General features: G+C 73.8%; 24 protein-coding genes. 19 read left to right on the top strand and 5 right to left on the bottom strand.

Annotated elements, in window-relative coordinates; all coding sequences use genetic code 11:
- The first annotated feature begins 134 nt into the window (after window positions 1-134).
- Together J116_RS03165 and J116_RS03170 are read left to right on the top strand one after the other, a co-directional pair.
- Window positions 135-1,103, top strand: coding sequence for a DMT family transporter (locus tag J116_RS03165; RefSeq protein ID WP_023590805.1), 969 nt, complete (start codon window positions 135-137; stop codon window positions 1,101-1,103).
- On the top strand, window positions 1,096-2,271 hold the full coding sequence (locus J116_RS03170; RefSeq protein ID WP_023590804.1) for an amino acid aminotransferase: 1,176 nt from the start codon (window positions 1,096-1,098) through the stop codon (window positions 2,269-2,271). Before J116_RS03165 ends, J116_RS03170 begins: the two co-directional genes overlap by 8 nt.
- A 28-nt stretch (window positions 2,272-2,299) precedes the next feature.
- On the opposite strand, the gene J116_RS03175 is transcribed toward J116_RS03170, so the two are convergent.
- Entirely contained in the window at window positions 2,300-2,800 is a 501-nt protein-coding gene (locus tag J116_RS03175) for a hypothetical protein (protein ID WP_037948695.1), read from the bottom strand.
- A 138-nt stretch (window positions 2,801-2,938) separates the two neighbouring features.
- Between J116_RS03175 and J116_RS03180 the strand changes: the two genes are divergently transcribed.
- Window positions 2,939-3,502 carry a hemerythrin domain-containing protein gene (locus tag J116_RS03180; protein ID WP_023590802.1) on the top strand — a complete coding sequence of 188 codons (564 nt, stop codon included), beginning with the start codon at window positions 2,939-2,941 and terminating at the stop codon, window positions 3,500-3,502.
- Window positions 3,503-3,664: 162 nt separating this feature from the next.
- On the opposite strand, the gene J116_RS03185 is transcribed toward J116_RS03180, so the two are convergent.
- The 3 genes from J116_RS03185 to J116_RS03195 all read right to left on the bottom strand — a co-directional run bounded on the left by J116_RS03185 (window position 3,665) and on the right by J116_RS03195 (window position 7,790).
- Window positions 3,665-4,495 carry a PAS domain-containing protein gene (locus tag J116_RS03185; RefSeq protein WP_023590801.1) on the bottom strand — a complete coding sequence of 277 codons (831 nt, stop codon included), beginning with the start codon at window positions 4,493-4,495 and terminating at the stop codon, window positions 3,665-3,667.
- Window positions 4,496-4,618: 123 nt separating this feature from the next.
- Window positions 4,619-7,072, bottom strand: a complete 2,454-nt coding sequence (locus J116_RS03190; protein WP_023590800.1) for an MFS transporter — start codon at window positions 7,070-7,072, stop codon at window positions 4,619-4,621.
- A 271-nt stretch (window positions 7,073-7,343) separates the two neighbouring features.
- Window positions 7,344-7,790 (bottom strand): SRPBCC family protein, encoded by a 447-nt coding sequence (locus J116_RS03195; protein ID WP_023590799.1) that lies wholly within the window; start codon window positions 7,788-7,790, stop codon window positions 7,344-7,346.
- 157 nt (window positions 7,791-7,947) lie between these two features.
- Between J116_RS03195 and J116_RS03200 the strand changes: the two genes are divergently transcribed.
- The 4 genes from J116_RS03200 to J116_RS03215 all read left to right on the top strand — a co-directional run bounded on the left by J116_RS03200 (window position 7,948) and on the right by J116_RS03215 (window position 11,735).
- A complete protein-coding gene (locus J116_RS03200) occupies window positions 7,948-9,012 on the top strand; it encodes an Rv2578c family radical SAM protein (protein WP_023590798.1) in 1,065 nt (354 codons plus the stop codon).
- Window positions 9,013-9,174: 162 nt separating this feature from the next.
- Window positions 9,175-10,749: an alpha/beta hydrolase gene (locus J116_RS03205; protein WP_023590797.1), complete on the top strand. Its 1,575-nt coding sequence runs from the start codon at window positions 9,175-9,177 to the stop codon at window positions 10,747-10,749.
- A 60-nt stretch (window positions 10,750-10,809) separates the two neighbouring features.
- Window positions 10,810-11,223 carry a RidA family protein gene (locus J116_RS03210; protein ID WP_023590796.1) on the top strand — a complete coding sequence of 138 codons (414 nt, stop codon included), beginning with the start codon at window positions 10,810-10,812 and terminating at the stop codon, window positions 11,221-11,223.
- Complete coding sequence (locus J116_RS03215; protein ID WP_023590795.1) at window positions 11,220-11,735, top strand: GNAT family N-acetyltransferase; 516 nt, start codon at window positions 11,220-11,222, stop codon at window positions 11,733-11,735. The genes J116_RS03210 and J116_RS03215 overlap by 4 nt, the downstream gene beginning before the upstream one ends.
- Here J116_RS03215 and J116_RS03220 read toward each other — a convergent pair.
- A complete protein-coding gene (locus J116_RS03220) occupies window positions 11,704-12,306 on the bottom strand; it encodes an adenylosuccinate lyase (protein WP_023590794.1) in 603 nt (200 codons plus the stop codon). The genes J116_RS03215 and J116_RS03220 overlap by 32 nt on opposite strands.
- 409 nt (window positions 12,307-12,715) lie before the next feature.
- On the opposite strand from J116_RS03220, the gene J116_RS03225 reads away from it, so the two are divergent.
- The 12 genes from J116_RS03225 (at window position 12,716) to pssA (ending at window position 26,985) form a co-directional block, all read left to right on the top strand.
- Entirely contained in the window at window positions 12,716-14,500 is a 1,785-nt protein-coding gene (locus tag J116_RS03225) for a 3-hydroxyacyl-CoA dehydrogenase family protein (protein WP_023590793.1), read from the top strand.
- Window positions 14,501-14,624: 124 nt separating this feature from the next.
- Window positions 14,625-15,449 (top strand): TetR family transcriptional regulator, encoded by an 825-nt coding sequence (locus J116_RS03230; protein ID WP_023590792.1) that lies wholly within the window; start codon window positions 14,625-14,627, stop codon window positions 15,447-15,449.
- Between the two features lie 120 nt (window positions 15,450-15,569).
- The gene (locus tag J116_RS03235; protein WP_023590791.1) at window positions 15,570-17,297 is read left to right on the top strand and encodes a hypothetical protein; all 1,728 of its coding nucleotides are present in this window, start codon (window positions 15,570-15,572) and stop codon (window positions 17,295-17,297) included.
- Between the two features lie 108 nt (window positions 17,298-17,405).
- The gene (locus J116_RS03240; RefSeq protein ID WP_023590790.1) at window positions 17,406-17,681 is read left to right on the top strand and encodes a hypothetical protein; all 276 of its coding nucleotides are present in this window, start codon (window positions 17,406-17,408) and stop codon (window positions 17,679-17,681) included.
- Entirely contained in the window at window positions 17,678-18,811 is a 1,134-nt protein-coding gene (locus tag J116_RS03245) for a tetratricopeptide repeat protein (protein ID WP_023590789.1), read from the top strand. The genes J116_RS03240 and J116_RS03245 overlap by 4 nt, the downstream gene beginning before the upstream one ends.
- A gap of 316 nt (window positions 18,812-19,127) precedes the next feature.
- On the top strand, window positions 19,128-20,465 hold the full coding sequence (gene ccrA, locus J116_RS03250; RefSeq protein ID WP_023590788.1) for a crotonyl-CoA carboxylase/reductase: 1,338 nt from the start codon (window positions 19,128-19,130) through the stop codon (window positions 20,463-20,465).
- Between the two features lie 9 nt (window positions 20,466-20,474).
- On the top strand, window positions 20,475-22,550 hold the full coding sequence (locus J116_RS03255; RefSeq protein WP_079147642.1) for a protein meaA: 2,076 nt from the start codon (window positions 20,475-20,477) through the stop codon (window positions 22,548-22,550).
- The gene (locus J116_RS03260) at window positions 22,547-23,527 is read left to right on the top strand and encodes an HpcH/HpaI aldolase/citrate lyase family protein (RefSeq protein WP_023590786.1); all 981 of its coding nucleotides are present in this window, start codon (window positions 22,547-22,549) and stop codon (window positions 23,525-23,527) included. Before J116_RS03255 ends, J116_RS03260 begins: the two co-directional genes overlap by 4 nt.
- Window positions 23,528-23,530: 3 nt before the next feature.
- Window positions 23,531-24,097 carry a MaoC family dehydratase gene (locus tag J116_RS03265; protein ID WP_023590785.1) on the top strand — a complete coding sequence of 189 codons (567 nt, stop codon included), beginning with the start codon at window positions 23,531-23,533 and terminating at the stop codon, window positions 24,095-24,097.
- 2 nt (window positions 24,098-24,099) lie between these two features.
- Window positions 24,100-25,305, top strand: a complete 1,206-nt coding sequence (locus J116_RS03270) for an acyl-CoA dehydrogenase family protein (RefSeq protein ID WP_023590784.1) — start codon at window positions 24,100-24,102, stop codon at window positions 25,303-25,305.
- 170 nt (window positions 25,306-25,475) lie between these two features.
- The gene (locus J116_RS03275; RefSeq protein WP_023590783.1) at window positions 25,476-26,123 is read left to right on the top strand and encodes a phosphatidylserine decarboxylase; all 648 of its coding nucleotides are present in this window, start codon (window positions 25,476-25,478) and stop codon (window positions 26,121-26,123) included.
- On the top strand, window positions 26,110-26,985 hold the full coding sequence (pssA, locus tag J116_RS03280; protein ID WP_201258792.1) for a CDP-diacylglycerol--serine O-phosphatidyltransferase: 876 nt from the start codon (window positions 26,110-26,112) through the stop codon (window positions 26,983-26,985). Before J116_RS03275 ends, pssA begins: the two co-directional genes overlap by 14 nt.
- Window positions 26,986-26,988 lie beyond the last annotated feature (3 nt).

Raw genomic sequence — 26,988 nt, forward strand, 5'->3', positions numbered from 1 at the left:
GCGTCGTCTCCGGCGATTCTTGGCAGATTCTGCCCCCACGGTAGGCATGGAGGGCATAACTAGCAATCGGCTGCCCCGGCGAAGGGCCTAGCGTTGCGGCGCACAGGGGGACCCGTATGGCCTGGAGGAACGCAGTGGTCGCGACGAATGTGGTGGGGGCTCCAGCGGCGGGCCGCGGGGTGTTCCCGCGCGGCCTGTCCCCGAGGGCCGTGGGCATGGCGGCGCTGCTGCTGACCGTGTCGATCTGGGCGGCGTTCGCGCTGAGCGCCCGGGCGCTGAGCGCGTCCACGCTGCTGCCCGCCGACGCGGCGCTGCTGCGCTTCGGTGTGCCGCTGGTCGTGCTGGCGCCCGCGCTGTGGCGGCGCCGTCGCGCGCTGGCCTCGGTGCGGCCAGGACCCGCCGCGAAGATCGTCTGCGGGGCGGGGGTGCCGTTCTTCCTGGCCGCGATGTTCGGCGGGTCGCTGACCTCGGCGTCATTCGTCGGCGCGATCGTGCCGGGCATGGTGCCGCTGTTCGTGTCCGCGCTGATGGTGGCGCGGGGGCGGGGCGTGCCGCGCGGGACGCAGGGCGCCGGTCTGGTGCTGATCGCGGTCGGCGTGGTCGCGCTCGTGTGGCGGTACGCGGTGCCGTTCGACGGCGACGTGATGCTGGGCTCCGGGACGCTGCTGGTGGCGAGCGGGCTGTGGGCGCTGTACACGGTGGGGCTGAAGGAGGTGGACCTCGACCCGGTCGGGTCCATCGGGCTGCTGTGCCTGCCGTCGCTCGCCGTGATCGCCCTGCTGGTCGCCGTCGGGGTCCTGCCGACCGGTCTCGCCGATGCCGCCGCGGGCGATGTGGCGCTGTTCCTCGTCGTGCAGGGGCTGGGCGTCGGGCTGTGCGCCGGGCTGCTGTACGCGTTCGCGATCCGGCGGCTGGGCGCCGAGCGCAGCTCCGTGGTGGGCAGCCTCAGCCCGGTGGCCGTGGTCCTGCTGGCGATCCCCCTGCTGGGCGAGCGGCCGACGGTGGCCGTCCTCGTCGGCGTACCCCTCATCACCACGGGCGTGGTCCTCGCGAACCGGCGCCCCCGTACCCCGCGTGACCCGGAGGTCTCCCCCGATGCTTGAGCTGCTGCCCGCCCCGCCGGTCGATCCGCTGTGGAACCTGACCGCCGAGTACGGCGCCGACCTGCGCCCCGAGCGGCTGAACCTGGTCCTGGGCGTCTACCGCGACCACACGGGCGTCACCCCGGTGATGCGGGCCGTGCGGGAGGCGGAGGTGCGCCTCGCCGAGCACTCGGCGTCGAAGGAGTACCGGGGCCTGTCCGGGAACACCGCGTTCAACCGGGCGATGCTCTCCCTCGTGCTGGGCGACGACGTGCCGGCCGGGCGGGCCACCGCCGTGCAGACCGTCGCGGGCACGGGCGCGCTGCGGCTCCTGGCGGACCTGGTGCGGCAGACCCGGCCCGGCGCGACCGTGTGGATCAGCGACCCGGCGTACGTGAACCACCGGCCGATCCTGGAGGCGGCGGGCCTCGCGGTGCGCACCTTCCGCTGGACCGACCCGCAGGAACTGCTGGACGACCTGCGCGCCGCCGGCCGTGACGACGTCGTGCTGCTCCAGGGCTGCTGCCACAACCCGACGGGCGTGGACCCGACGCGCGAGGTGTGGGAGGCCCTGGCGGACATGGCGGCGCGCACCGGCTGGGTGCCCTTCCTGGACCTGGCGTACCACGGTCTCGGCGACGGCCTGGACGAGGACCTCTGGGCGGCGCGGACGCTCGCGGCGCGGCTGCCCGAGGTGCTGGTCGCGGTGAGCTGCTCGAAGAACTTCGGCCTGTACGCGGACCGTACGGGCTGCGCGATCGTGCTGGGTTCGTCGGCGCGGGCGCTGCGCCATGTGGAGACCGCGCTCCAGAACGCCGCCCGCACCCTGTACTCGATGCCGCCCGAGCACGGCGCGGCCATCGTGGCGACGATCCTCCAGGACGCGGAGCTGCGCGGGATGTGGCGGGCGGAGCTGGACGGGATGCGGGACCGGATCGCCGCGAACCGGGCCGCGCTGGTCGCGGAGCTGCGGGCGCTGGGCTGCGACGGACTCGCGGAGCCGCTGGCCCGGCAGAAGGGCATGTTCGCGGGGCTCCCGCTGTCGTCGGAGCAGATGACGGTGCTGCGCCGGGACCACGCGGTGTACGGCACGGCGACGGGCCGCATCAACATCGCGGGCCTCCCGGCGGAGCAGGCCGGCCGGCTGGCGGGCGCGCTCACCGCGGTGCTGGAGCCGACGGCGGTCTGAAGGCCGCTCGGCCCCTCGCGGCCTGCGGCTACACCGCGACGGGCGGGTCCCGCGGGTCGAGGGCCAGGGCGGTGAGGAGGTCCGCGCGGTGCAGGTCCGCGACCGGGGCCAGCAGGTCGGGGTGGCGCAGCAGGGCGGCCGCGTGGCGGTCCGCCTCGCCGGGCGCCAGGAGGCGGCCGTACTCGGCGGTCGCCCGGCCCGCGACGGCGGCGACGGCGGCCTGGGCCAGCGCCGGGTCGCCGAGCAGGCAGGCGGCCCAGCTGGCGACGACCTCGTCCACCCAGCTCCGCCAGGGCGCGTCGTCACCGGCGCCGGTGACCCAGTCCAGCCGGTCCGCGCCCCCGCCGCCGGTGACGTCCACCAGGGCGGCGTCGAGCGCGGTCGGGTAGCGCAGCGCGGCGGCGGCGCGCACGGCCTGGCGTGCCTGGGCCTCGGCGAGGGCGCGGTCCACGGCGCCGTTCCCCGGCGGGTAGGCGCGCAGGAGCCACTGCGCGGTGGCGGCGACGAGCGGGGAGAGCTGTGGGTGCACGATCGATCCGTTGGGCCGAACGGGTGCGGACGGTCGGCACGGTACCCCGGCGGGGCCGGACGGCGTAATGACGCATATCACCCGCTCCTGGTGGTATCCGCACTCTGCACGATCACCCGGAACGCGTGAGGAGACGCCATGGGACACGGCGGAGATGTGATCAACGAGCTGACCACCGACCACCGGGAGGTGGAGGAGCTGTTCACCCGCATCACGGAGCTGCCCTCCGGCGACCCGGAGCGCAAGCGCCTCGCGGACCAGGTCACGATGGAGCTGGTCCGCCACTCCGTCGCGGAGGAGGCGTATCTGTACCCGGCGGTCCGGGAGCACCTCCCCGACGGCGACGCGCTCGCCGACAAGGAGCTGGAGGACCACGCGTCCGCCGAGCGCACGATGAAGGAGCTGGAGGGCTGCGAGGCCGACGACGCCCGGTTCGACGCGCTGATCACGCAGCTGATGGCGGAGATCCGCGAGCACGTCGCCGACGAGGAGGCGAACCTGCTGCCCAGGCTCCGCGACACCTGCCCGCAGGAGACGCTGGAGGAGCTGGGCGACAAGGTGCGGCAGGCGAAGAAGACCGCGCCGACCCGCCCGCACCCGGCCGCACCGGACAAGCCGCCCGCCAACAAGCTCCTCGCCCCGGGCACCGGCATGGTGGACCGCCTGCGCGACGCCCTGTCGGGACGCGGCAAGCACAGCTGACCCCGACGACGGCAGGCCCGCCGCCCGGCCGCCCCGGCCGCCCGGCGGGCCTGCCGCTGTACGCGCCGGTACGGCAGCCGTGGACGACCTCGCGGTACGGCGCGGGGGTCCGTCAGTCAGCCGAGCCCCCGCGCGGGGAGCCGGCGCGGCCGCCTGCCTCGCTCAGGAACGCCGGCCGCTTCCGCGCGGCCGTGAGCTCCAGGTGCCGGCCGGGCCGGCTTCGTTCCGACCGGAGTGTCCGGCGTCCGCGGCGTGGTTCGCGGCGGGGGCACGGCTGCGGTCGGCGGCGCGTCGGGGCACGCCCCGGTCGAAACTGACGGGGACGCGGGTCCGGCTGATGAGCTCCAGGACAGGGTGCCCGAGTTCGCATACCCGGGCTGCGATCCTCGTCGCGTCGTGGACGCTCATGCCGGGGAGGATCTCGGGGAGGCGGCGGGCCAGTTCGTCGGCGTCCTCGAACCCGGTGTGCGGGGCGAAGCCGGGCGCGACGACCCGCCGGACGCCCTCGTCGGCCCCGCCGCCGTACGGGGAGGCGTCGGCGGCCAGGACCAGGAGCCGCTCGCGGCCCGGCCCGTCCAGCGGGTACGCCCACCACAGCACGTCCGCCCGCTCGGCGCCGGGCCCGGGGAGCCGGGCGCGCCCCGATGCGGGGAAGGCCCGGTGCGGGGCGCGGCCCGGCCCGCGCCCGAAGCCGTCGCGGTGCGTCGGCTCGTCGTCGTACGGGGCGCACCCGTCGTGGCCGTCCTCCTCGCCGTACGCGTCGTACGCGTCGTACGCGTCGAGCCCGTCGTCCCGGAGCACGCCCGAGAGGGGCAGGAGATCGACCGCCGGGCGGCCCACGGCGTCCTCGCGGGAGGGGCCGAAGAGGCGCCGGGCCCCGGTCGACCAGTGCGAGATCCGGCCCTCGTGGTCGACGGTGACCACGGCGAGGGGGACGCGGTCCTCCTCGGGGCCCCGCCCGGGCACGGCCCGCGGTGCGTCGCCACTGTCCATGGCCGGCTGCTCCTCTCCCCGCCGCGGTGATCTGCGGCACCGTCACCACGGTACGGGCGTGCGCCGGTCGTGCGCCGGGTGTCGCCCGAATCGTTCCGGCCGGTTTCCGGAACCGGCCGCACGTCAGTCGCCGTGGCCCAGACTGATGTCCCGCGAGGTGCGCGCACCCCCCGCGACCTGCACCGGCGCGGCGACCGGCGGGTAGCCGGAGGCGATCACCGTGTAGGAGCCGGACGCCAGGTCGGCGAAGCGGAATGTGCCGTCCGGGCCCGTGGTGAGGGTGCCGACGGTGTTCCCGGCCGCGTCGAGCAGCGTCACGCGGGCCTCGTCGACGGGGCGGCCGCCGGGAGCCCGCACGGTGCCGCGCAGGAAGGCGCCGCCCGCGATCTCGACGTCCTGTCGTGTGCCGCGGTCCGGGTGCACGCCGACGGGGAGGGCGGTGGGGCCGAGTCCGGGCACGGCGGCGGTGAGCGTGTAGTCGCCCGCGAGGAGGTCGGTGAGGGCGTAGCCGCCGTCGGGGCCGGTGCGCGCGGTGGCGACGACCTCGCCGCGCGCGTCGGTGAGGGTGACGGCCGCGTCCTCGGCGGGGACGCCGTCGGGGGTGGTGACGGTGCCGTGGAGGCGTCCGGCGCCGCCGAGGACGATGTCCCGTTCGACGGGTCCGTCCGGGTGGGCGCCCGCGGTGAGGGTGACGGCGCGGGGCTGGTGGCCGGTGGCGGAGGCGAGGAGGACGTACGCGCCGGGGGCCGGGGTGCTCAGCGCGTACCGGCCCCCGGCGCCGCTCGCGCCGCGGCCCGTCTGGCGGCCGTGGGCGTCCAGCAGCGTGAGGGCGGCGCCGGGGACGGGGGTGCCGTCGTGGTGGCGGACCGTGCCGCACAGGGGCGCGCCGGGCGGGGCGGGTTCGTACGCGTCGTCGCGCGGCGGGGGCAGTACCGACGCGGGCGGCCCGGCCGGTTCGGGCGCGGGCCCGGTCAGTTGGGGCGCGGGCGCGGCGGGAACCGGCTCGGGGACGCGGGCGGCGGGGAGGGGGACGGCGGCCCGCGGGTCGGCGGGCAGCGGCCGCTCCCTCAGGAACAGCACGACGAGCAGGGCGGCCGCCAGCAGGGCGGCGAGGTGGAGCAGGACGCGCGGCGCGGCGGAGGCGTACGCCTCGACGTACCCCTCGCGCAGCGCGGCGGGGAGGGTGCCGGGCCCGGCGACGAGGGTGCCGAGTACGGTGGCGCCGGCGCAGACGCCGAGCTGGCCGCCGAGGGCGTGCGCGCCGGTCGCGGCGCCCAGGTCGGCGGGCGGCGCGGCGTTCTGCACGGCGAGGACGAGTACGGGCAGGAGCAGTCCGAGGCCCGCGCCGACGAGCACCTGCCAGACGCTGTGGTCCACGCGCGGGGTGTCCGCGTCGAGGCGGGAGAGCAGCCACATGCCGACGCAGGCGACGGCGACGCCGATGACGGCCTGGGCGGCGTAGTGGCCGGTGCGGTGGACCAGGTGTCCGGACACGAGCGCGGCGGCGGCGAGTGCGCCGAGGAGGGGCAGCGTCAGCAGGGCGGTGTCCGGCGGCCCGTGCGGACCGCCGCGCTGGAGGAGCGCCGGGAGGCAGAAGGCGACCCCGGTGAGGCAGGCGCCGACGACGGCGCCGACGAGCCCGGCGACGGGGAGGACCGGGTCGCGCAGCAGCCGGGGCGGGAGGACCGGTTCGGGTGCGCGGCGGGTGGTGACCAGGTACAGCAGGAGGCTCCCGGCGGTGGCGCAGGCGAGGCCGACGACGATCCGGGAGGTCCAGGCGTACTGGCCTCCGGCCCAGGTGAGCAGCAGGACCAGGCAGGTGGCCGCGGTGGTCAGCAGCAGCGCGCCGAGCAGTCCGGGGCGGGCGCGGCGGTGGGCGTCGGCGGAGCCCCTGCCGCGTGCCGCGCCGGGGGCCGCCGGGGTGAGGGCGGCGGCGACGAGGAGCAGCGCGGCGAGGGCGGCAGGCGCGGTGAGGTGGAACGTCCAGCGCCAGGAGGCGGCGGCGGAGGCGTACGTGCCGAGCAGCGGTCCGGCGAGGGTGGCCGAGGCGAACGCGGCGCCGGTGAGGGCGAGCTGACGGGCGCGGCGGCGGGCCGGGGCGAGGCAGGCGGTGGCGGCGGGGGCTCCGGCCAGCACGCCACCGGCGCCGAGGCCCTGGACGGCGCGCAGGGCGACCAGTTCGTCCGGGGTGCGGGCCCAGCCGGCGAGGGCGGTCGCGGCGGTGAACAGGGCCAGGGCGGAGAGGAGCGTTCCCTTGCGGCCGTAGAGGTCGCCGAGCTTGCCGTGGAGCGGGAGGGACGCGGCGGCCGTGAGGAGGTACGCCGTGACGGCCCACGGGGCCCGGCCGGGGCCGCCGGGCAGGTCGGCGGCGAGGTCCGGGAGGACGGCGGCGACCGAGAGCTGCTGGAACGCGGCGGCGAGGACCGCGAGGACCAGTCCGGCCAGGGCGGTCGCCGTGCGGCCCCGCCGGGGTTTGGGGCCGGGGTGGTCCGGGACGGCTCCGGGTGCCGGTGGTGCGGTGTCGCCGGGCGGGGTGTGCCCGGTGCGTTCGTCCTGCGTCAGCGTGATCCCACCCACGGAACCTGCTCCCCTCGTCTCGCGGCTCGCGTTCACCAGGCGCCATGGTGTGCCGCGCGGGCGGACCGTGATCAAGTGGGGCATCGGGGGCGGGAGACGCGGTAAGGGGGCCGTCGCCCTCCTGTCCGGCGGATGGGCGGAGGGGCCGTCGGCGCAGGGTGTGCGGGGGTCGGCGCGGTCGGCCGGGGTGCGCCCCCGCGCGTGCCGCGCACGCCGGGGGCGGCGGGGAAAGTCCACCCGATCCGGTGAGGGGCCGGACTACCCGTGTGGGTTACTTCTTCTCGGTCTCGGCGGCGAGGTTGGCGAGGATCGCGTCGTAGATGCGGCCGAGGCCCTTGGGGGCGAAGGTGCGCTCGAAGAAGCCGCCGATGCCGCCGGCGCCGTTCCAGACGGTGCTGACGACGACGCGGGAGCGGCCCTCGCCGGCGGGGGTGACGGTCCACGTGGTGACCATGGACGAGTTGCGGTCGCTCTCGACGAGCTGCCCGTCGGTGGGCTCGGTGACGTCGAGCAGGCAGTCGCGGACGCGCTTGCTCGTGGCCTGGAGCCGCCAGTGGACGAGGGTGCCCTCGCCGTCGCCGCCCTCGCGCACCTCGTACTCGCTGAACTGCTCGGGGAGGAGCTTCGCTCGCGTGTTCGCGTAGTCGGCGAGCGTGTCGAACACCGTCTCCGCGTCCGCCGCGACGACTCGTTCCGTAGTGGCCTCGACCTGCGCCATTGCCTCGTCCTCCAGCGTTTTCGTACATCGGTCAGGGGGTCATCAGGGGGGTCCAGCCAACCACCTCGGAGGGGCGCGCCCAAATCCGGGTGCGGCGATCATGGGAACGTTTGTTCTATTGTGGCGGAGCACGACACGTACGACCGAGGAGGCCGCCATGCGCTGGGACAACCTGGGGGACCGCCCGGACGGCACGGCGGACGGCGCCACGACCGGCGAGGCGGCGCTGTTCGGGACGGACGCGGTGACGACCCGGACGTTCGACACGCCGGAGTTCCGGGGGATCACCTTCCACGAGGTCCGCGCCCGGTCGATCCTCAACCGCGTGCCCGGCGCCTCACGCATGCCGTTCGAATGGACGGTGAACCCGTACCGGGGGTGCACCCACGCCTGCGTGTACTGCTTCGCCCGCAAGACGCACGGCTACCTCGACCTGGACACGGGCATCGGCTTCGACACGCAGATCGTGGTGAAGGTCAACGCCCCCGAGCTGCTGCGCCGCCAGCTCGCCTCGCCCCGCTGGCAGGGCGCGCACGTCGCGATGGGCACCAACGTCGACTGCTACCAGCGCGCGGAGGGCCGCTACCGGCTGATGCCCGGCATCATCGAGGCGCTGCGCGACCGGGCCAACCCCTTCTCGATCCTCACCAAGGGCACGCTGATCCTGCGCGACCTGGACCTGCTGCGGCAGTCGGCGGAGGTCACCGACGTGGGCGTCTCCGTCTCCGTCGGCTTCACCGACCACGAGCTGTGGCGGACGGTCGAGCCGGGCACGCCCGCGCCCGAGCGGCGCCTCGACGTCGTACGGACCCTCAGCGAGGTGGGCATCGGCTGCGGGGTGCTCATGGCGCCGGTCATCCCGTTCCTCGGCGACCGGCCCGAGCAGCTGCGCGCCACCGTCCGGGCCATCGCCGAGTCCGGCGCGACCTCGGTCACGCCGCTGGTGCTGCACCTGCGGCCCGGCGCCCGCGAGTGGTTCATGGCGTGGCTGCGCGAGCACCACCCGGAGCTGGTGCGGCGGTACGAGGCGATGTACGCCTCCGGGGCGTACGCGCCGACCTGGTACCAGCGGCGGATCACCCGCCAGGTCCACGAGTTCGCCGCCGAGTTCGGCATCGGGCCCGCCGGGCGGGGCGCGTCCCGCCGCATCACCCCGCCCCCGCGCGAGGAGGAGCCCGCGCGGCCGGACACGGCGGAGCCCACGCAGCTCACCCTGCTCTGAGCCGCCGGCGGGGCACGGCCGGGCGCTCCGGGTGCGGGCGCTCCCGGCGTTCCGGGCCCCGGGGCCCCGTTCCGGCGCTCCCCCGCCCCCGATCGGGTCACGTACGGGTGGATCGCGGCCGTTCGCCCCGGATCGGCACGGCGGCGCCCGGACACTGGCCGGATGCAGAAACGCGCAGGAACCCTCATCGCGGCGGGCGCGCTGATCGCGGGTGCGGTCGGCGTGGCCCCGTCGGCCGCCGAACCGTCCGTGCCGGAGCCCCGCACACCGCCGCTGTCCTGGACGGCGTGCGGCACCGAGCGGTACCCGAAGCTGGAGTGCGCCTCGCTGCGGGTGCCGCTGGACCACGCCGACCCGGACGGGGAGCGGATCACCCTCGCCCTCTCCCGCGTCCGGCACACCGCCCGCACCTTCGACGGCCCGCTGCTGGTCAACCCGGGCGGGCCCGGCGCGAGCGGGCGCGACCTGGCCGGATTCGTCGCCGCCTCCCTGCCCGCGAAGGTCGCCGCGCGGTACGACGTGATCGGCTTCGACCCGCGCGGCGTCGGCGCCAGCAAGCCCGCGCTGACCTGCCGGCCCGGCCACTTCACGCCCGTACGCCCCGACTCGGTCCCCCGCGACCTGCGCGAGGAGCGGCGGAACGCCGAGCGGGCGGCGGCGTTCGCCCGGGCGTGCGGCGACGAGCACGGCACGCTGCTGCCGCACATCGGCACGGTGAACGCCGCCCACGACATGGACGCGATCCGCCGCGCCCTCGGCGTGCCCCGGATCAACTACTTCGGCTACTCGTACGGGACGTACCTGGGCGCGGTGTACGCCAAGCTGTACCCGCAGCGGGTGCGGCGCGCGGTCCTCGACTCGGTGGTCCACCCGGGCGGTGTCTGGTACGGCGCGAACCTGGCGCAGGACCACGCGTTCGACGCGCGGCACAAGGCGTTCCTCGCGTGGGTGGCCCGCCATGACGCGGCGTACGGGCTGGGGAAGGATCCGGCGCGGGTCGAGGCCCGCTGGTACGCGATGCGCGCGGCGCTGCGGGCGGACCCGGCGGGCGGCAAGGTGGGCGCGGCGGAGGCGGAGGACACCTTCCTGCCGGGCGCCTACCACAACGGCTACTGGCCGCTGCTGGCCGCCGCGTTCTCGGCGTACGCGAAGGACGGCGACGAGGGCCCGCTGGTCGAGGCGTACGAGGCGCTCGCCGCGCCGGACGAGTCCACCGCCAACGCGTACGCCGTGTACACGGCCGTGCAGTGCCGGGACGCGCGGTGGCCCAGGTCATGGGACGTCTGGCACCGCGACATGTGGGCGGCGCACAGGAAGGCGCCGTTCTCCACCTGGAACAACACCTGGTACAACGCGCCGTGCGCGTTCTGGCCGGTGCCGTCGCTGACGCCGCCGGACGTGGCGAACGACGCGGCGCCGCCGGTGCTGCTGTTCCAGGCGACACAGGACGCCGCGACCCCGTACGAGGGCGCGGTCGCCACGCACCGGCTGCTCGGCGGCTCCCGGCTGGTGGTGGAGCGGGGCGGCGGCAACCACGCGGTGACCCTGCGCGGCAACACCTGTGCGGACCGCGTGCTCGTCCGGTACCTGGACACGGGCGAGGTGCCGCGCGGCGACGGCGGCGACGGCCCGGACGTGGTCTGCCCGGCCCGCCCGGACCCGAAGCCCGCGGCACCGGCCGAGAAGGCACCCCCGGCGGTCCACGGCGCCCTGGCGGCCCGCGCCCCCGGCGCCTGACGCCTGACGCGGCGGAAAACCGGGCGCGGCCGGGCGGGTGCGTCGCGCAGGATGGCCGGCATGACGACTCATCTGGCACATGTCGCCGCCCCCGAAGGCGTCGCGCCCGGTTCCGGCTACAGCCATGTCGTGGGGGGCACGGGCCGGTTCGTGGCCGTGTCCGGGCAGTGCGCCTTCGACGCGGACGGCCGGCTGGTGGGCGAGGGCGACCCGGCCGCCCAGGCCCGGCAGGTCTTCGCCAACCTGGGCCGCTGCCTCGCGGCGGCGGGCGCCACGTTCGACGACGTGGTGAAGCTGACGTACTACGTGACGGACGTGGCGCACCTCCCGGCGGTCCGCGCGGCCCGCGACGAAGTGATCGACACGGCCCGCCCCCCGGCCAGCAGCGCCGTCCAGGTGAGCGCCCTGTTCCGCCCCGAACTGCTCCTGGAGATCGAGGCGTTCGCGGTCGTCCCCGAACGGCGGCAGCCGTGACGGTCCTGGTCCGGGGGATGGTGGAGGCCGACTGCGCGGCGGTCGCCGGGGTGCGTGTGTCGGGCTGGCGGTCCGCCTACCGGGGGCTGCTGCCCGACGCGTACCTGGACGCGATGAGCGTCGAGGCGGACGCGGAGCTGCGCCGGGAGCACCTGGCGCGCGCCGGGGAGCGGGTCGCGCACCTGGTGGCCGAACGCGGGGGCGAGGTGGCCGGATGGGCCGCCTTCGGGCCCGACCGCGCGCCCGGCGCCGGCCCCGGCGACGCCGAGTTGTACGCGCTGTACGTGCGGCCCGACGTGGTGGGCGCGGGCGTGGGGCGGGCGTTGACGGACGACGTGGTGGCACGGGCGGCGGGCCTCGGCTTCACGGAGCTGTCGCTGTGGGTGCTGGAGGGCAACGCGCGGGCCCGCCGCTTCTACGCGCGGGCCGGGTTCGTGCCGGACGGGGCGCGCGAGCCGTGGGAGGTGGGCGGCACGACCGTCACGGAGGTGCGGTACGTCCGCTCCCTGTGACCCCGCCGGGCAGCCGGGCGAGGGCGGCCGCCGCGGCCGGGCCGATGCGCGGGTGCGGGCGGGCGGCCTCCAGGACGTGGCGGGCGCGCGGGTCCGCGAGGGCGCCGAGCCCCTCCGCGCAGGCCACGCCCACCCGCCAGTACGGGTCCTCCGGGGCGAGGCGGCGGCGCAGCGCGGTGACGAGGGCCGGTACGGATTCGGGCGCGCGGAGCGCCGCCAGGAGCCGTACCGGTACCAGGGCGTAGGCGACGCGCAGTTCGTTGGTGGCGAGCGCGGCGGCGGCACGCGGCGTACGGGGGTCGCCCAGCACGGTCAGCACGTGCGCGGCGGACACGCAGCGCTCCGGATCGCGGTGGTTGAGGAGCAGCACCAGCGCCTCGAACGCGCGCCGGTCCCCGGCCGCGCCCAGCCGGAACGCGGCCAGCTCCCGCGCCCACAGCGGCATGCCGGGCGCGGTCAGGACGGCCGCCAGCTCGTCGTGGTCGCCGGTCGCGAGAAGCCGCCCGTACACGGGATCGTCCCCGGCCTCCTGCTCCAGCCGGTCGGTGAGCGAGCCGAACTCGGGGTCCATGGCCGTCAGGGTAGCGACACTCCGGGTCCGCGATCCAGATCACATCACCTGCCCGTTCCGGGGGCTGGCGCGCTCATTACCCACCGGTTAATCTCAGGTGAGCGGGGCCAACCCCCCGCTACCCCTTGGGCGGCCTGGTGACGCAGCCGCCCGAGTGCTCGTCGGTTCAGCACCTTTCACGATGTGACTCCGGGACAGAGTCCGTCGGCTTCCTTTCGCGCGGCGCCGTGACACGCCCGTCCGGCCATCGGCATTTGACCGGCCACCCACATCCGTTCGGCCATCGACGCCCGTTCGGAGCGGCCCGCGCGCGGTACGCCCCCCTCCGCCACGCCCTTCGCGTGCGCGTGTGCGCCGGGCTGCCGCGCGCGCACCCTCACCAGTCGTCACTCATCCCTGGAGTCCCGTGATGGACACCCCTCTCTCCACCATCGCCGTCGTCGGCCTCGGCACCATGGGCGCCGGCATCGCCGAGGTCCTCGCCCGCGCCGGCCGCGAGGTCGTCGGCATCGACGTCAGCGAGGCCGCGGCCCGCCGCGCGGTCGCCTCGCTCGCCGCCTCCACCGCCCGGTCCGTGTCCCGCGAGCGGATCACCGAGGAGGAGCGGCGCGACATCCTCGCCCGGTTCCGCACGTTCTCCGACCTCCAGGCCGCCGCCGACGCCGACCTCGTCATCGAGGTCGTGCCCGAGTCGTACGAGGCGAAGCAGCAGGTGGTGCGGGCGCTGGACGGCATCGTCCGGCCCGACGCGATCATCGCGACCGGTACGAACGCGCTGTCCGTCACCCGGCTCGCCGCCGACTCCTCCCGCCCCGAGCGGGTCCTGGGCCTGCACTTCTTCAACCCTGCCCCGGCGATGAAGCTGGTCGAGGTCGTGTCTTCGGTGCTGACCGCCCCGCAGGCCGTCGCCGCCGTCACGGAGCTGGCGCACGCGCTGGGCAAGGAGCCCGTCGAGGTCGGCGACCGGCCCGGCTTCGTCGCGGACGGCCTGCTGTTCGGCTACCTGAACCAGGCCGCCGCCATGTACGAGTCGCGGTACGCGTCCCGCGAGGACATCGACGCGGCGATGCGGCTCGGCTGCGGTCTGCCGATGGGCCCGCTGGCGCTGCTCGACCTGATCGGCGTCGACACGGCCCGTACCGTCCTGGAGGCCATGTACGCCGAGTCCCGCGACCGGCTCCACGCGCCCGCGCCGATCCTGAAGCAGCTGGCCGAGGCCGGGCTGACGGGCCGCAAAGCGGGGCGCGGCTTCTACACGTACGAGGCGCCGGACAGCGCCGAGGTCGTCCCGGACACCCTCACCCCGGCGCCGGAGGGCACGGGCGGGGCGGCGCCGCGCGAGGTCCGCTCGGTCGGTGTCGCCGGGTCCGGCACGATGGCGTCCGGCATCGCGGAGGTCTTCGCGAAGGCCGGGTACGACGTGGTCCTCGCCGCCCGCTCCCTGGAGAAGGCCGAGACGGCGAAGGCTCGTATCGCCAAGTCCCTGGCCCGCTCGGTGGACAAGGGCAGGCTGACGGCCGAGGCGCGCGACGAGACGCTCGCAAGGATCTCCCCGGCCGGGTCGCTCGACGCGTTCGCTGACGTGGACCTGGCCGTCGAGGCGGTCGCGGAGGACCTGGAGGTCAAGCGGCAGCTGTTCGCCACGCTCGACAAGGTGTGCAAGCCGGGCGCCGTCCTGGCCACCACCACCTCGTCACTGCCCGTCGTCGCCTGCGCCCGCGCCACCTCGCGCCCGCAGGACGTGATCGGCATGCACTTCTTCAACCCGGCCCCGGCGATGAAGCTGGTGGAGGTCGTGCGCACGGTCCTGACCGCCGACGACGTCCACGCCACCGTCCGCGCGGTCACGGCGAAGATCCGCAAGCACCCGGTGGACTGCGGCGACCGCGCCGGGTTCATCGTGAACGCGCTGCTCTTCCCGTACCTGAACAACGCCGTGAAGATGGTCCAGGACCACTACGCGACGCTCGACGACATCGACGCCGCGATGAAGCTGGGCGGCGGCTACCCGATGGGCCCGTTCGAACTGCTCGACGTGGTCGGCCTGGACGTGTCCCTCGCCATCCAGCGGGTCCTGCACGACGAGTTCCGCGAGCCCGGTCTGGCCCCGGCCCCGCTGCTGGAGCACCTGGTCGCGGCGGGCTGCCTGGGCCGCAAGACGGGGCGCGGCTTCCGCGAGTATGCGCGGCGCTGAGCCCGGGGGGACGTACGGCCCGGGGCCACACGGGACGTACGACGAGTGGGGCGGGCTGCTCGGGTCCTCGGGCGGCTCTCCCCCTCGGGCGCGGTCCCCCGCGGCGATGGAGTACGTTCGGGGCATGTCCCAGCCCGCGAAGACACCCCGTGCCAGCACCGCGCCCGACAGCCCGGACAGCCCCGCGGGCGGCCGCGCCGCCGCCCAGCGGCTGAAGATGCGCCGCGAACTGGCGGCCGCCGCGATGGAGCTGTTCGCGACCAAGGGGTACGAGGCGACGACGGTCGACGAGATCGCCGCCCAGGCGGGTGTGGCGCGGCGGACGTTCTTCCGCCACTTCCGCTCCAAGGAGGAGGCGATCTTCCCGGACCACGACGACACGCTGGTCCGGGCGGAGGCGGTGCTCAACGCGGCTCCCGCGCACGAGCACCCGCTCGACACGGTGTGCCGGGGCATCAAGGAAGTCATGAAGATGTACGCCGCGTCCCCCGCGGTGTCCGTCGCGCGCTACCGGCTCACCCGTGAGGTACCCACCCTGCGGGAGCGCGAGATCGCCTCGGTGGCCCGCTACGAGCGGCTGTTCACCCGCTACCTGCTGGGCCACTTCGACGAGCGCGACCACCACGACGGCAACGACGACCCGCTGCTGGCGGAGGTGGCCGCGTCCGCGGTCGTCACCGCGCACAACCATGTGCTGCGCCGCTGGCTGCGGGCCGGCGGCCAGGGCGACGTGGAGGCCCAGCTCGACCACGCGTTCGCGATCGTACGGCGCACGTTCGGCACCGGCATCGGCGCGGGCCGGTCCACCGCGCCCCGGACCGGCGGGGAGGGCCCGGCGGTGACCGCGTCGGCGGAGGGCGACGTGCTGGTCGCGGTGGCCCGTACGGACGCGCCGCTCGACCAGGTCATGCGCACCATCACCCGGGCCCTCGGCCACGACACGCCCTGACGGCCGTACAACCCTGCGGGCGCGACGGGTGTCCAAATCAGCGGGACGCGGGGGGCCGACGGAGTCGAGGGCTTTCCGCCCCCGCGCGACGTCACCTCCGCGAAAGGACCCGCTGCCGCCATGACACCTTCCCCGCCCGGACCCCTGCGCCGTGCCGCCCTCGGAGGCGGCACGGCGCTGGCCGTGCTCCTGACGGGCGCGGCGGGCGCCGGCGCCCCGTCCGCCCTGGCGGACACGCCGCCGCTGCCCGCCGTGATCGACGTCGGCACCCTCCGCAGCCCCGACACGCTGCCCCGCCCGGCCGGGGCGCTCACGGAGGCGCACTTCCTCACCTACCAGTTCACCGTCTCGGGCCGGCTGCCCGGCGGCGCGCCGGTCACCGGCGCGGAGATCACCATCGACACCGGCGGCGCCGCGCGGGTCGCAGAGTTCCGCTTCCGCCCCGAGTGCCGGGTCACGGGCACGCTCGCGACCTGCCCGGTGGCCATGCCCGACGGCAGCGGCGACCCGGAGACCCACGTCCCCTTCCACATCCGCCCCCGCCTGGGCACGGCGGCCGGGGACCGGGGCGTGGTGACGGCGACCGTCAGCGCCGACAACGCCCGCATGCGGGAGGAGACCCCCACCGACATGGCGGTGGTCATCGGCGACCGGGACGGCGTCGTCCTCGGTGGCTTCCCCGACCCGAACATGCTGGACGTGCCGCCGGGCGGCCGCGCCGCCGTGCCGTTCGAGCTGACCAACACCGGCGCCCGCACCCTGGACCGCGTGACGCTCGACGTGGAGGGCTTCGACGGCGACGCGACGGTCGCCCTCCCCGGCGACCACGACAACTGCTGGTACCGGACGAAGGACCCTAAGGACCCGAAGTCCGCGCGGACCGGCATGACCTGCGAGTTCACCGGGGGCCTGCGGCCGGGCACGACGTACCGCCCGGCGCCCGGCCTCGCCGTCGCCATGGTGGGCCTCGCCGAGTACGGCCGCCTGCGGTTCTCCGCCTCCACCCGCCCGGCGACGCGGACGGGCGTACGGGGCCGCTCCGCCCCGCTGGCGCTGGTGCCCGCCACCACGCCGACGCCGCCGCGCGTACCGGTGCCTGCCGACCACTACACGGTGAACCAGCCGCCCGTCATCGGCGTGCGCAGCGGCCCCGCCGCCGACGGCGCCGCGGTCGGCACGCGCGTCCGGACGACGGTCGGCCGGGCGGTCACCGCCCGCGTCGGCGTCGCCAACAAGGGGGGCGCGCCGCTCACCGCGCCGGTCGCCCTGGTCGAGGTGCCGCGCGGCGTGGAGGTCGTACGGCCCGACGCGCGCTGCCGCCCCGAGCCGTGGTCCGACCGGTGGAACGACGCGCCGCCGCCCACGTTCGGCGACCGCCCCGGGGACGCCGCCCCGGTGCCGACCGGCGCGGTCTACCGCTGCGCCGACCCGGCGGACCTGGCGCCCGGCGAGCAGCGGCTGTTCTCCTTCACCCTGAAGCCGCAGCGCGAACTGGACGGCGCCGAGGGCGTCGTGTTCGAGCCGTCGCTCAGCCCGTACGACCCGGGCCAGCGGGCGAAGGTCGCCTTCCTGTCGGTCACCGCGACCGGAACGGCCACGACGAGCCCCTCCCCCGGCACCACCGGAAGCCCGGCACCCGGTGACACGGCCACGCCCACCCCGTCCGGTTCCACCACCGCCCCGAGCACCCCGGTGCACGGCACGGGCACGGGCGGCGGCTCGGGCGCCCTCGCGTCGACCGGCTCGACCGGCACCCTGGCCCTCGCGGGCGCGGCGGCCGCCCTGGCGGCCCTGGGTGCCCTGCTGTTCGTCTCCGTACGCCGCCGCACGACGCGACAGCGTCACTGACCACCCGCGGGCAGCGGCCACCCGCGGACACCGACCACCCGCGGGCTCCGATCGGCGAGGGGGCGGACCGGCTGACGCCGGCCGCCCCCTCGTGTTATCCACGGGAGCATGGACGACGCGGGCGGGGCGAACGGGGCATACGACGCCAACTGCCGTGACGGGGTGCGCAATTCGGTCGCGGACACATCGGCGGAGACCGTCGTGCAGGCCGGGAGCATCGGCCAGGTGACCATCAACCAGGGCGCGGCGCGGCCCCCCGTGGCGGCCCTGCGGAGCCTGCCGCCCCGCCCGCACACGGTGGTCGGCCGTGAGCGGGACCTGGCCACGCTCCTCGGGCATCTGCGCCCGGCCGGCACGGCGGAGCCCATCTCCCCTTGCGCGTGACGCAGGGGCGCCTCCACGACCTGTCGGGGACCCAGGCCCGCATACAGGGGCGGCACGCGGAGGCGGTGACGCACTTGTCCAGGGCGGAGCGTATCTGGCGGCGGGAGCGGCGCGACCGGGAGCGCGCGGCCTCGCTTTGCGCCCTCGGCTCGGCATACCTCGCTCTGGGCCGGAACCCGCAGGCCACGTCGGCCCTCGGCCAGGCGCTGCTCCTGGCCGAGACCGGTGACTACCCCTCGGTGACCGCGCTGGCCCACCGTGAGCTGGCCGAGACGGCGCTCCGCGAGGGTGACGCGCGGCGCGCGGCGGAACACGCCGAGACCGCGTTCGCCCAGGCCCGCCGCACCGGCGACCACGGCGTGCTCGTCTCGGTGCACGCCACCCTCGCAGGCGCGGCCGTCGCGCGGGGTGATCTCGTGGAAGCCCGGTCATGGGCCGACCGGGCCCTGGAGCTGGCTCCGCTCTCCGCTCCCCTGTTGAGGATGCTGCCGCACCGCATGGACGCTCCGCTCGCGGACATGGAGGTGGAGCGGGCCGAGACGGAGTCGCGGAGGGACGCGGTACGGCGCCTGGCCGACAGGGGGCACAGGGCTGCCGCGCGCGCCGTCGCGTCGTCGGCGAGGAAGCGCGACGAGGAGCGGCGGGCACGCCGTGATCAGGTCGCGGACCTGGTCATGGCGGCGCTGGAGAGTCCGGACGACGAGAGGTTTCCACCGCCGCCTCCCCCGCCGGACCGCACCCTGCCCGCCTCCGCCTGGGTGCGGCTCGCGGTGGCTCTGCTGTTCGCCGTGGCGGCTCCGTTCCTCGGTCTGCTGCCCGGGGCCCCGCCCTTCGGGCACCCGGCGGTCTGGGCGGGGTATCTCACGCTCAGCGCGCTGGGGCTGGCGGCGGCCTACCGGACGCCGGCCACGGGGAGGGACTACCTCTCGGTGGCGCTGGCGAGCGTCTGGAGCATGACCGGCGCGGGTCTGGGCTTCCTCCAGCCGGGGTCGGACGCCGACGCCGCGTGGGCTTTGGTGCCGCAGTTGCCGATGCTCGCGCCGATCGTCGCCTTCTGGCACTTCCACCGTGAGGTGTGGGCTGCCATGTGGCGTGGCTTCGCACGCCGGTTCCCCACCCGGGGCGACTGATCGATCATCGCTCATCCGAGCGGCGACTTCCACAGCTGAGACAAATTTCTGGCACGCAGTGTCTTGTCACCTGGCACGCCGTGCCATACGTTGATGTTGTCCGGGCGGCCGGCGTGCAGAGGACTCTCGTACGCCGGCTGTCCCCGCGGCCCTTCCCGGGGCCGCGCGCCCGGACGCCTGCGTCACAGGCACTTCCGCGCACCACCCCGCGCCGCCAAGCACCACCGGCCGAACCGACGGCACACCTCCCAGCAGCACACCTCGACGTACCCCTCAGCGTCCCCCAGAAGACGCATGCATCGCCGGAGGCACCACCGTGAAGGAAATCCTGGACGCGATCCAGTCGCCGGACTCCACGTCCGAGGACTTCGCCAACATCAAGCTGCCCGAGTCCTACCGCGCGGTCACCGTCCACAAGGACGAGACCGAGATGTTCGCCGGGCTCAGCACCCGCGAGAAGGACCCGCGCAAGTCGCTCCACCTGGACCAGGTGCCGCTGCCCGAGCTGGGCCCCGGCGAGGCGCTCGTCGCCGTGATGGCCAGCTCCGTCAACTACAACTCGGTGTGGACCTCGATCTTCGAGCCGCTGTCCACGTTCGCCTTCCTGGAGCGGTACGGCAAGCTCTCCGAGCTGACGAAGCGCCACGACCTGCCGTACCACATCATCGGCTCCGACCTGGCGGGCGTCGTCCTGCGCACCGGCCCCGGCGTCAACGCCTGGCGGCCCGGCGACGAGGTCGTCGCGCACTGCCTCTCCGTCGAGCTGGAGTCCTCCGACGGCCACAACGACACGATGCTCGACCCGGAGCAGCGCATCTGGGGCTTCGAGACCAACTTCGGCGGCCTCGCCGAGATCGCGCTCGTCAAGTCGAACCAGCTCATGCCGAAGCCGGACCACCTGTCGTGGGAGGAGGCGGCGGCCCCCGGCCTGGTCAACTCCACCGCGTACCGCCAGCTCGTCTCCCGCAACGGCGCCGGGATGAAGCAGGGCGACAACGTCCTCATCTGGGGCGCCAGCGGCGGCCTCGGCTCGTACGCCACCCAGTTCGCGCTGGCCGGCGGCGCCAACCCGATCTGCGTCGTCTCCTCGCCGCAGAAGGCGGAGATCTGCCGCTCCATGGGAGCCGAGGCGATCATCGACCGCAACGCCGAGGGCTACAAGTTCTGGAAGGACGAGCAGACCCAGGACCCGAAGGAGTGGAAGCGCTTCGGCAAGCGCATCCGCGAGCTCACCGGCGGCGAGGACATCGACATCGTCTTCGAGCACCCGGGCCGCGAGACCTTCGGCGCGTCCGTGTACGTCACCCGCAAGGGCGGCACCATCACCACCTGCGCCTCCACCTCGGGCTACATGCACGAGTACGACAACCGCTACCTGTGGATGTCGCTGAAGCGGATCATCGGCTCCCACTTCGCGAACTACCGCGAGGCGTGGGAGGCCAACCGCCTGATCGCCAAGGGCAAGATCCACCCGACGCTGTCGAAGGTGTACGCCCTCGAGGACACCGGCCAGGCCGCGTACGACGTCCACCGCAACCTCCACCAGGGCAAGGTCGGCGTGCTGTGCCTCGCCCCCGAGGAGGGCCTCGGTGTCCGCGACCCGGAGATGCGCGCCAAGCACATCGACGCCATCAACCGCTTCCGGAACATCTGAGGTCGTCCCGTGACAGAGCGTCAGACCGCGCCCGCGCCGGAGGGCCCCCAGCGCCCGGAGCCGCAGGCGCGAAAGGAAAGGGACCGGCCCTGGCTCATGCGGACGTACGCCGGTCACTCGACCGCCGAGGCGTCCAACGAGCTGTACCGGCGCAACCTCGCCAAGGGGCAGACCGGTCTCTCGGTCGCGTTCGACCTGCCCACGCAGACGGGCTACGACCCGGACCACGTCCTCGCCCGCGGCGAGGTCGGCCGGGTCGGCGTGCCGGTCTCCCACCTCGGTGACATGCGGCGGCTGTTCCAGGACATCCCCCTGGAGCAGATGAACACGTCCATGACCATCAACGCCACCGCCATGTGGCTGCTGGCGCTCTACCAGGTGGTGGCCGAGGAGCAGGGCGCGGACATCTCCAGGCTCCAGGGGACGACGCAGAACGACATCGTGAAGGAGTACCTGTCGCGCGGGACGCACGTCTTCCCGCCCGGTCCGTCGCTGCGGCTGACCACCGACATGATCACCTACACGGTCAACCACATCCCCAAGTGGAACCCGATCAACATCTGCAGCTACCACCTGCAGGAGGCGGGCGCCACACCGGTGCAGGAGATCTCCTACGCCATGTCCACGGCCATCGCGGTCCTCGACGCGGTGTTCGCCTCCGGGCAGGTCCCCGAGGAGCGCAGGGGCGATGTGGTCGCCCGCATCTCGTTCTTCGTGAACGCGGGCGTCCGCTTCGTCGAGGAGATGTGCAAGATGCGTGCCTTCGGCCGCATCTGGGACAGGATCACCCGCGAGCGGTACGGCATCGAGAACCCCAAGCAGCGCCGTTTCCGCTACGGCGTGCAGGTCAACTCGCTGGGACTGACCGAGGCGCAGCCGGAGAACAACGTCCAGCGCATCGTGCTGGAGATGCTCGCCGTGACGCTGTCGAAGGACGCCCGCGCCCGCGCCGTGCAGCTGCCCGCCTGGAACGAGGCGCTGGGCCTGCCCCGGCCCTGGGACCAGCAGTGGTCGCTGCGCATCCAGCAGGTCCTGGCGCACGAGAGCGACCTGCTGGAGTACGACGACATCTTCGAGGGCTCGCACGTGATCGAGGCGAAGGTGAGCGCCCTGGTCGAGGAGTGCCTCGCCGAGATCGCCCGGATCGAGGAGATGGGCGGCGCGATGGCGGCCGTCGAGTCGGGCTACCTCAAGTCGCAGCTCGTCGCCTCGCACGCCGAGCGGCGGGCCCGCATCGAGGCCGGCGAGGAGAAGATCGTCGGCGTGAACTGCTTCCGGTCCACCGAGCCGAACCCGCTGACCGCGGATCTGGACACGGCGATCCAGACCGTGGACCCGGCGAACGAGGCACGGGTCGTCGCCGCGCTGCACGAGTGGCGCGACAACCGCGACGAGGCCCGCGCCCAGGACGCCCTCGCCGCCCTCAAGGCGACGGCCGCCGGGGACGGGAACCTCTTCGCCGCCACCCTGGAGTGCGCCCGTGCGGGGGTCACGACCGGGGAGTGGGCATGGGCGCTGCGCGACGTGTTCGGCGAGTTCCGCGCGCCGACCGGCGTCTCGTCCGCCCCCGTGGCGGTGGCGGCCGAAGAGGGCACCCCGCTCGCGGCCGTCCGGGAGAAGGCCGCCCGGACGGCCGCCGAGCTGGGCGTGGGACGGCTGCGGCTGCTGGTCGGCAAGCCCGGCCTGGACGGCCACTCCAACGGTGCCGAGCAGATCGCCGTACGGGCCAGGGACGCCGGGTTCGAGGTGGTCTACCAGGGCATCCGGCTCACCCCGGAGCAGATCGTGGACGCCGCGCTCGCGGAGGACGTGCACTGCGTGGGTCTTTCCATCCTGTCCGGGTCGCACGCCGAGCTGGTGCCGGACGTGCTGGACCGGCTGCGGGAGGGCGGCGCCACCGACATCCCGGTCGTCGTGGGAGGGATCATCCCGAACGCGGACGCCGCCGAACTGAGGCGTGCGGGTGTGGCCGCCGTCTTCACCCCGAAGGACTTCGGGATCACGGAGATCATCGGCCGTATCGTCGACGAGATCCGCAATGCCAACAAGCTCGACCCTCTCGAAAGCACGGAGGTCCCCGCATGACCGAGACCACGCCCGCCGGTACCGTGAACCGGCTCCGTCCCCGCCGCTCCTGCCTGGCGGTGCCGGGCTCGAACCCGCGCTTCCTGGAGAAGGCCCAGGGCCTCCCGGCGGACCAGGTGTTCCTGGACCTGGAGGACGCCTGCGCGCCGCTCGCCAAGCCCGACGCGCGGCACACGATCGTGAAGTTCCTCAACGAGGGCGACTGGACGGGCAAGACCCGCGTGGTCCGGGTCAACGACTGGACGACCCACTGGACGTACCGGGACGTCGTCACGGTCGTCGAGGGCGCGGGCCCGAACCTGGACTGCATCATGCTGCCGAAGGTGCAGGACGCCTCTCAGATCGTCGCCCTGGACCTGCTGCTGACCCAGATCGAGAAGACGATGGGATTCGAGGTCGGCCGCATCGGCATCGAGGCGCAGATCGAGAACGCCCGGGGCCTGAACAACGTCAACGAGATCGCCCAGGCGTCGCCCCGCATCGAGACGATCATCTTCGGCCCGGCCGACTTCATGGCGTCGATCAACATGAAGTCGCTGGTCGTGGGCGAGCAGCCGCCCGGCTACCCGGCGGACGCCTACCACTACATCCTGATGAAGATCCTGATGGCGGCCCGCGCCAACGACCTCCAGGCGATCGACGGCCCGTACCTCCAGATCAAGAACGTGGACGGTTTCCGCGCGGTCGCCGGACGCGCCGCCGCGCTGGGCTTCGACGGCAAGTGGGTGCTGCACCCCGGCCAGGTCGAGGCGGCCAACGAGGTGTTCTCCCCGTCGCAGGAGGACTACGACCACGCCGAGCTGATCCTGGACGCGTACGAGTACTACACGTCCGAGGCCGGCGGCAAGAAGGGCTCCGCGATGCTCGGCGACGAGATGATCGACGAGGCCAGCCGCAAGATGGCCCTGGTCATCGCCGGCAAGGGCCGGGCCGCGGGCATGCGTCGCACCAGCACGTTCGAGGCCCCGGAGGCGTAAGAGATGCAGTTCGGACGCACCTACGAGGAGTTCGAGGTCGGGGCGGTGTACAAGCACTGGCCCGGGAAGACGGTCACCGAGTACGACGACCACCTCTTCTGCCTCCTCACGATGAACCACCACCCGCTCCACATGGACAGCAACTATGCGGAGAAGACGACGGACTTCGGCAAGAACGTCGTCGTCGGGAACTACATCTACTCGCTGCTGCTGGGCATGTCCGTGCCGGACGTCTCCGGCAAGGCCATCGCCAACCTGGAGATCGAGTCGCTGAAGCACGTGGCGCCGACCTTCCACGGCGACACGGTCTACGGCGAGACGACGGTCCTGGACAAGTGGCCGTCGAAGTCGAAGGACGACCGCGGGATCGTCCACGTCGAGACCAAGGGGTACAAGCAGGACGGCACGCTCGTGTGCGTCTTCCGCCGCAAGGTGATGGTCCCCACGGCGACGTACATCAAGGAGCGCGGCGGCGAGCAGCCCGGCCGCCCGCCCGTCTCCCACCCCCCTCAAGCGACGCCCCCGCGGGGCGGCACCCCTCATCCGGAACCGAAGGCGCAGGAGAAGTAGTCATGGCCCGACTCGCGCAGACCCACGGTCTGACCGACGTCCAGCAGGAGATCCTGTCCACGGTCCGGGACTTCGTCGACAAGGAGATCATCCCGGTCGCGACGGAGCTGGAGCACCGCGACGAGTACCCCCAGGACATCGTGGACGGGCTCAAGGAGCTGGGTGTCTTCGGGCTGATGATCCCGGAGGAGTACGGCGGTCTGGGCGAGTCGCTCCTGACGTACGCGCTGTGCGTGGAGGAGATCGCCCGTGGCTGGATGTCCGTCTCGGGCATCATCAACACCCACTTCATCGTCGCGTACATGCTCAAGCAGCACGGCACGCGGGAGCAGAAGGACACGTTCCTGCCGCGGATGGCGGCGGGCGAGGTGCGCGGCGCGTTCTCGATGTCCGAGCCGGCCCTCGGCTCGGATGTGTCGGCGATCACGTCGAAGGCGGTGAAGGACGGCGACGAGTACGTCCTGAACGGCCAGAAGATGTGGCTGACGAACGGCGGTACGTCCACGCTGGTGGCCGTTCTGGTCCGGAGTGACGAAGGACACCCCGAGGGCACGGCCCCGCACAAGTCGATGACGACCTTCCTGGTGGAGAAGGAGCCGGGCTTCGGCGAGGTCCGGCCGGGCCTCACCATCCCCGGCAAGATCGACAAGATGGGCTACAAGGGGGTGGACACCACCGAGCTGATCATGGACGGCCTGCGCATTCCGGCCAATCGCGTGCTCGGCGGCACCACCGGCCGCGGCTTCTACCAGATGATGGACGGCGTCGAGGTCGGCCGGGTGAACGTCGCGGCCCGTGGCTGCGGCGTCGCTCAGCGTGCCTTCGAACTGGGTGTCCAGTACGCACAGCAGCGGCAGACGTTCGGCAAGCCGATCGCCCAGCACCAGGCCATTCAGTTCAAGCTGGCCGAAATGGCTACCAAGGTCGAGGCCGCTCATGCCATGATGGTCAACGCAGCTCGCAAAAAGGACTCTGGGGAACGAAACGACCTCGAAGCAGGCATGGCCAAGTATCTGGCCTCCGAGTACTGCAAGGAGGTCGTGGAGGACGCCTTCCGCATCCACGGGGGCTACGGGTTCTCCAAGGAGTACGAGATCGAGCGCCTCTACAGGGAGGCCCCGATGTTGCTCATCGGTGAAGGCACCGCCGAGATCCAGAAAATGATCATCGGGCGTCGCCTGCTCGAGGAGTACCGATTCCAGGGCTGATTGTCGGTTTTGGGGGGTAAAGGCCGCGAAGAAGATCACATCCAGTCATCTTCTTCCGGCCTTCGACTCGGCTTCTGGCTTGCCCAGTTGCGGCCCGCAACCGATAGCATCGCCGAAAAGCCGCCGTCCCCCGTTCCCGAGCGCGGCATCATCCGCTACGAAGGTCATCCATGCCCCACAGCCAAACCTCTGCACCTCGCGGCCGCGTCCGCCTCGCGCGCGGAGCATCGCCGTGGCTTCTGCCGACCGTCGCCACCGCAGCAGTAAGCCTCGTCCGCGCCCGCCGCTCCCGGCGTGCCGCGGCGATCGCCGTCCCGACGACCGCGCTCGCGGCCGGCATGCTGTGGTTCTTCCGCGACCCCGAGCGCGAGATCGCGCAGGGCAGGGTCATCTCTCCCGCCGACGGGGTGGTGCAGAGCATCATGCCGTGGAAGGACGGGCGCACCCGGGTCGCCATCTTCATGAGCCCGCTGAACGTCCACGTCAACCGCGCCCCGATGGCGGGCACGGTGACGTCCGTGGAGCACATCCCGGGCGGCTTCGTGCCGGCGTTCAACAAGGAGAGCGAGAACAACGAGCGCGTCGTCTGGCACTTCGACACGGAGCTCGGCGACATCGAGATGGTGCAGATCGCCGGCGCGGTGGCCCGGCGCATCGTGCCGTACCTGGCGCAGGGCGCCAAGGTCGAGCAGGGCGACCGGATCGGTCTGATCCGCTTCGGCTCGCGGGTCGACATCTACCTCCCGGAAGGTGTGGACGTCGCCGTCGAGGTCGGACAGACCACGACCGCGGGGGTGACTCGCATTGACCGTGATTGACCCTGAGCGACCGGCGGGCTGGGTCGCCGACGGCGAGGCGGACGAGGCCGCCGCGGAGGAGCAGGAGGAGATGCCCCTGTCCCTCCGTCTGTCGATAGCGGACACGCTCACCCTCGGCAACGCCACGTGCGGCTTCATGGCGGTGTACTTCACCACCACCGGCATCCTCATCCCGCACCTCACGGGCAGCGAGGAGACCGGCATGGCCCGGCACTCCGCCGCGACCGCCGTGATCCTGATGCTCTGCGCGGCGATCTTCGACCTGTTCGACGGGCTCGTGGCGCGCAAGCTCCGCTCGTCCCCGATGGGCGCCGAGCTGGACAACCTGTCGGACCTGATCAGCTTCGGTCTGGCCCCGGCGTACTTCGTCCTCGTGTACGGGATGGTGGACAGCGACGCCCACCAGCGGGTGTCCGCGGTGGCCGCGATCGTGGTGCTGCTCGCCGTCGTGATGCGGCTGGCGAGATTCTCGGTCGTGACGATGAAGGACGGCATGTTCCAGGGCATGCCGAGCCCGTTCGGCGCGCTGACGGTCGTGTCGATCGTGCTGCTGGGCCTGCCGTTCATCCCGACGCTGCTGGCGATCCTCGGCACGGCGTGGCTGATGGTGAGCCGGGTCGAGTACCCGAAGCCGCGGGGTGCCCTCGCGGTGGCGATGCTCAGCTGGATCGTGGGCGCGATGGGCATGCTGGCGGCGTGGGCGTTCGACGCGCCCGGCGGTCAGCTGCTGCTCCAGACGGGCTGCGCGCTCCAGGTGGTGCTGGGCGCGGTGATCCCGCTCTTCGCCACGGCCCGGCGGGTGAACACCTTCCGCGACAACCGGCGCGAGAGCCGGGAGGCGCGGGCGGCGCAGCTGCCGTAGGCG

It is taken from the genome of Streptomyces thermolilacinus SPC6, assembly GCF_000478605.2.
GTDB classification, from domain to species: Bacteria; Actinomycetota; Actinomycetes; order Streptomycetales; family Streptomycetaceae; genus Streptomyces; species Streptomyces thermolilacinus.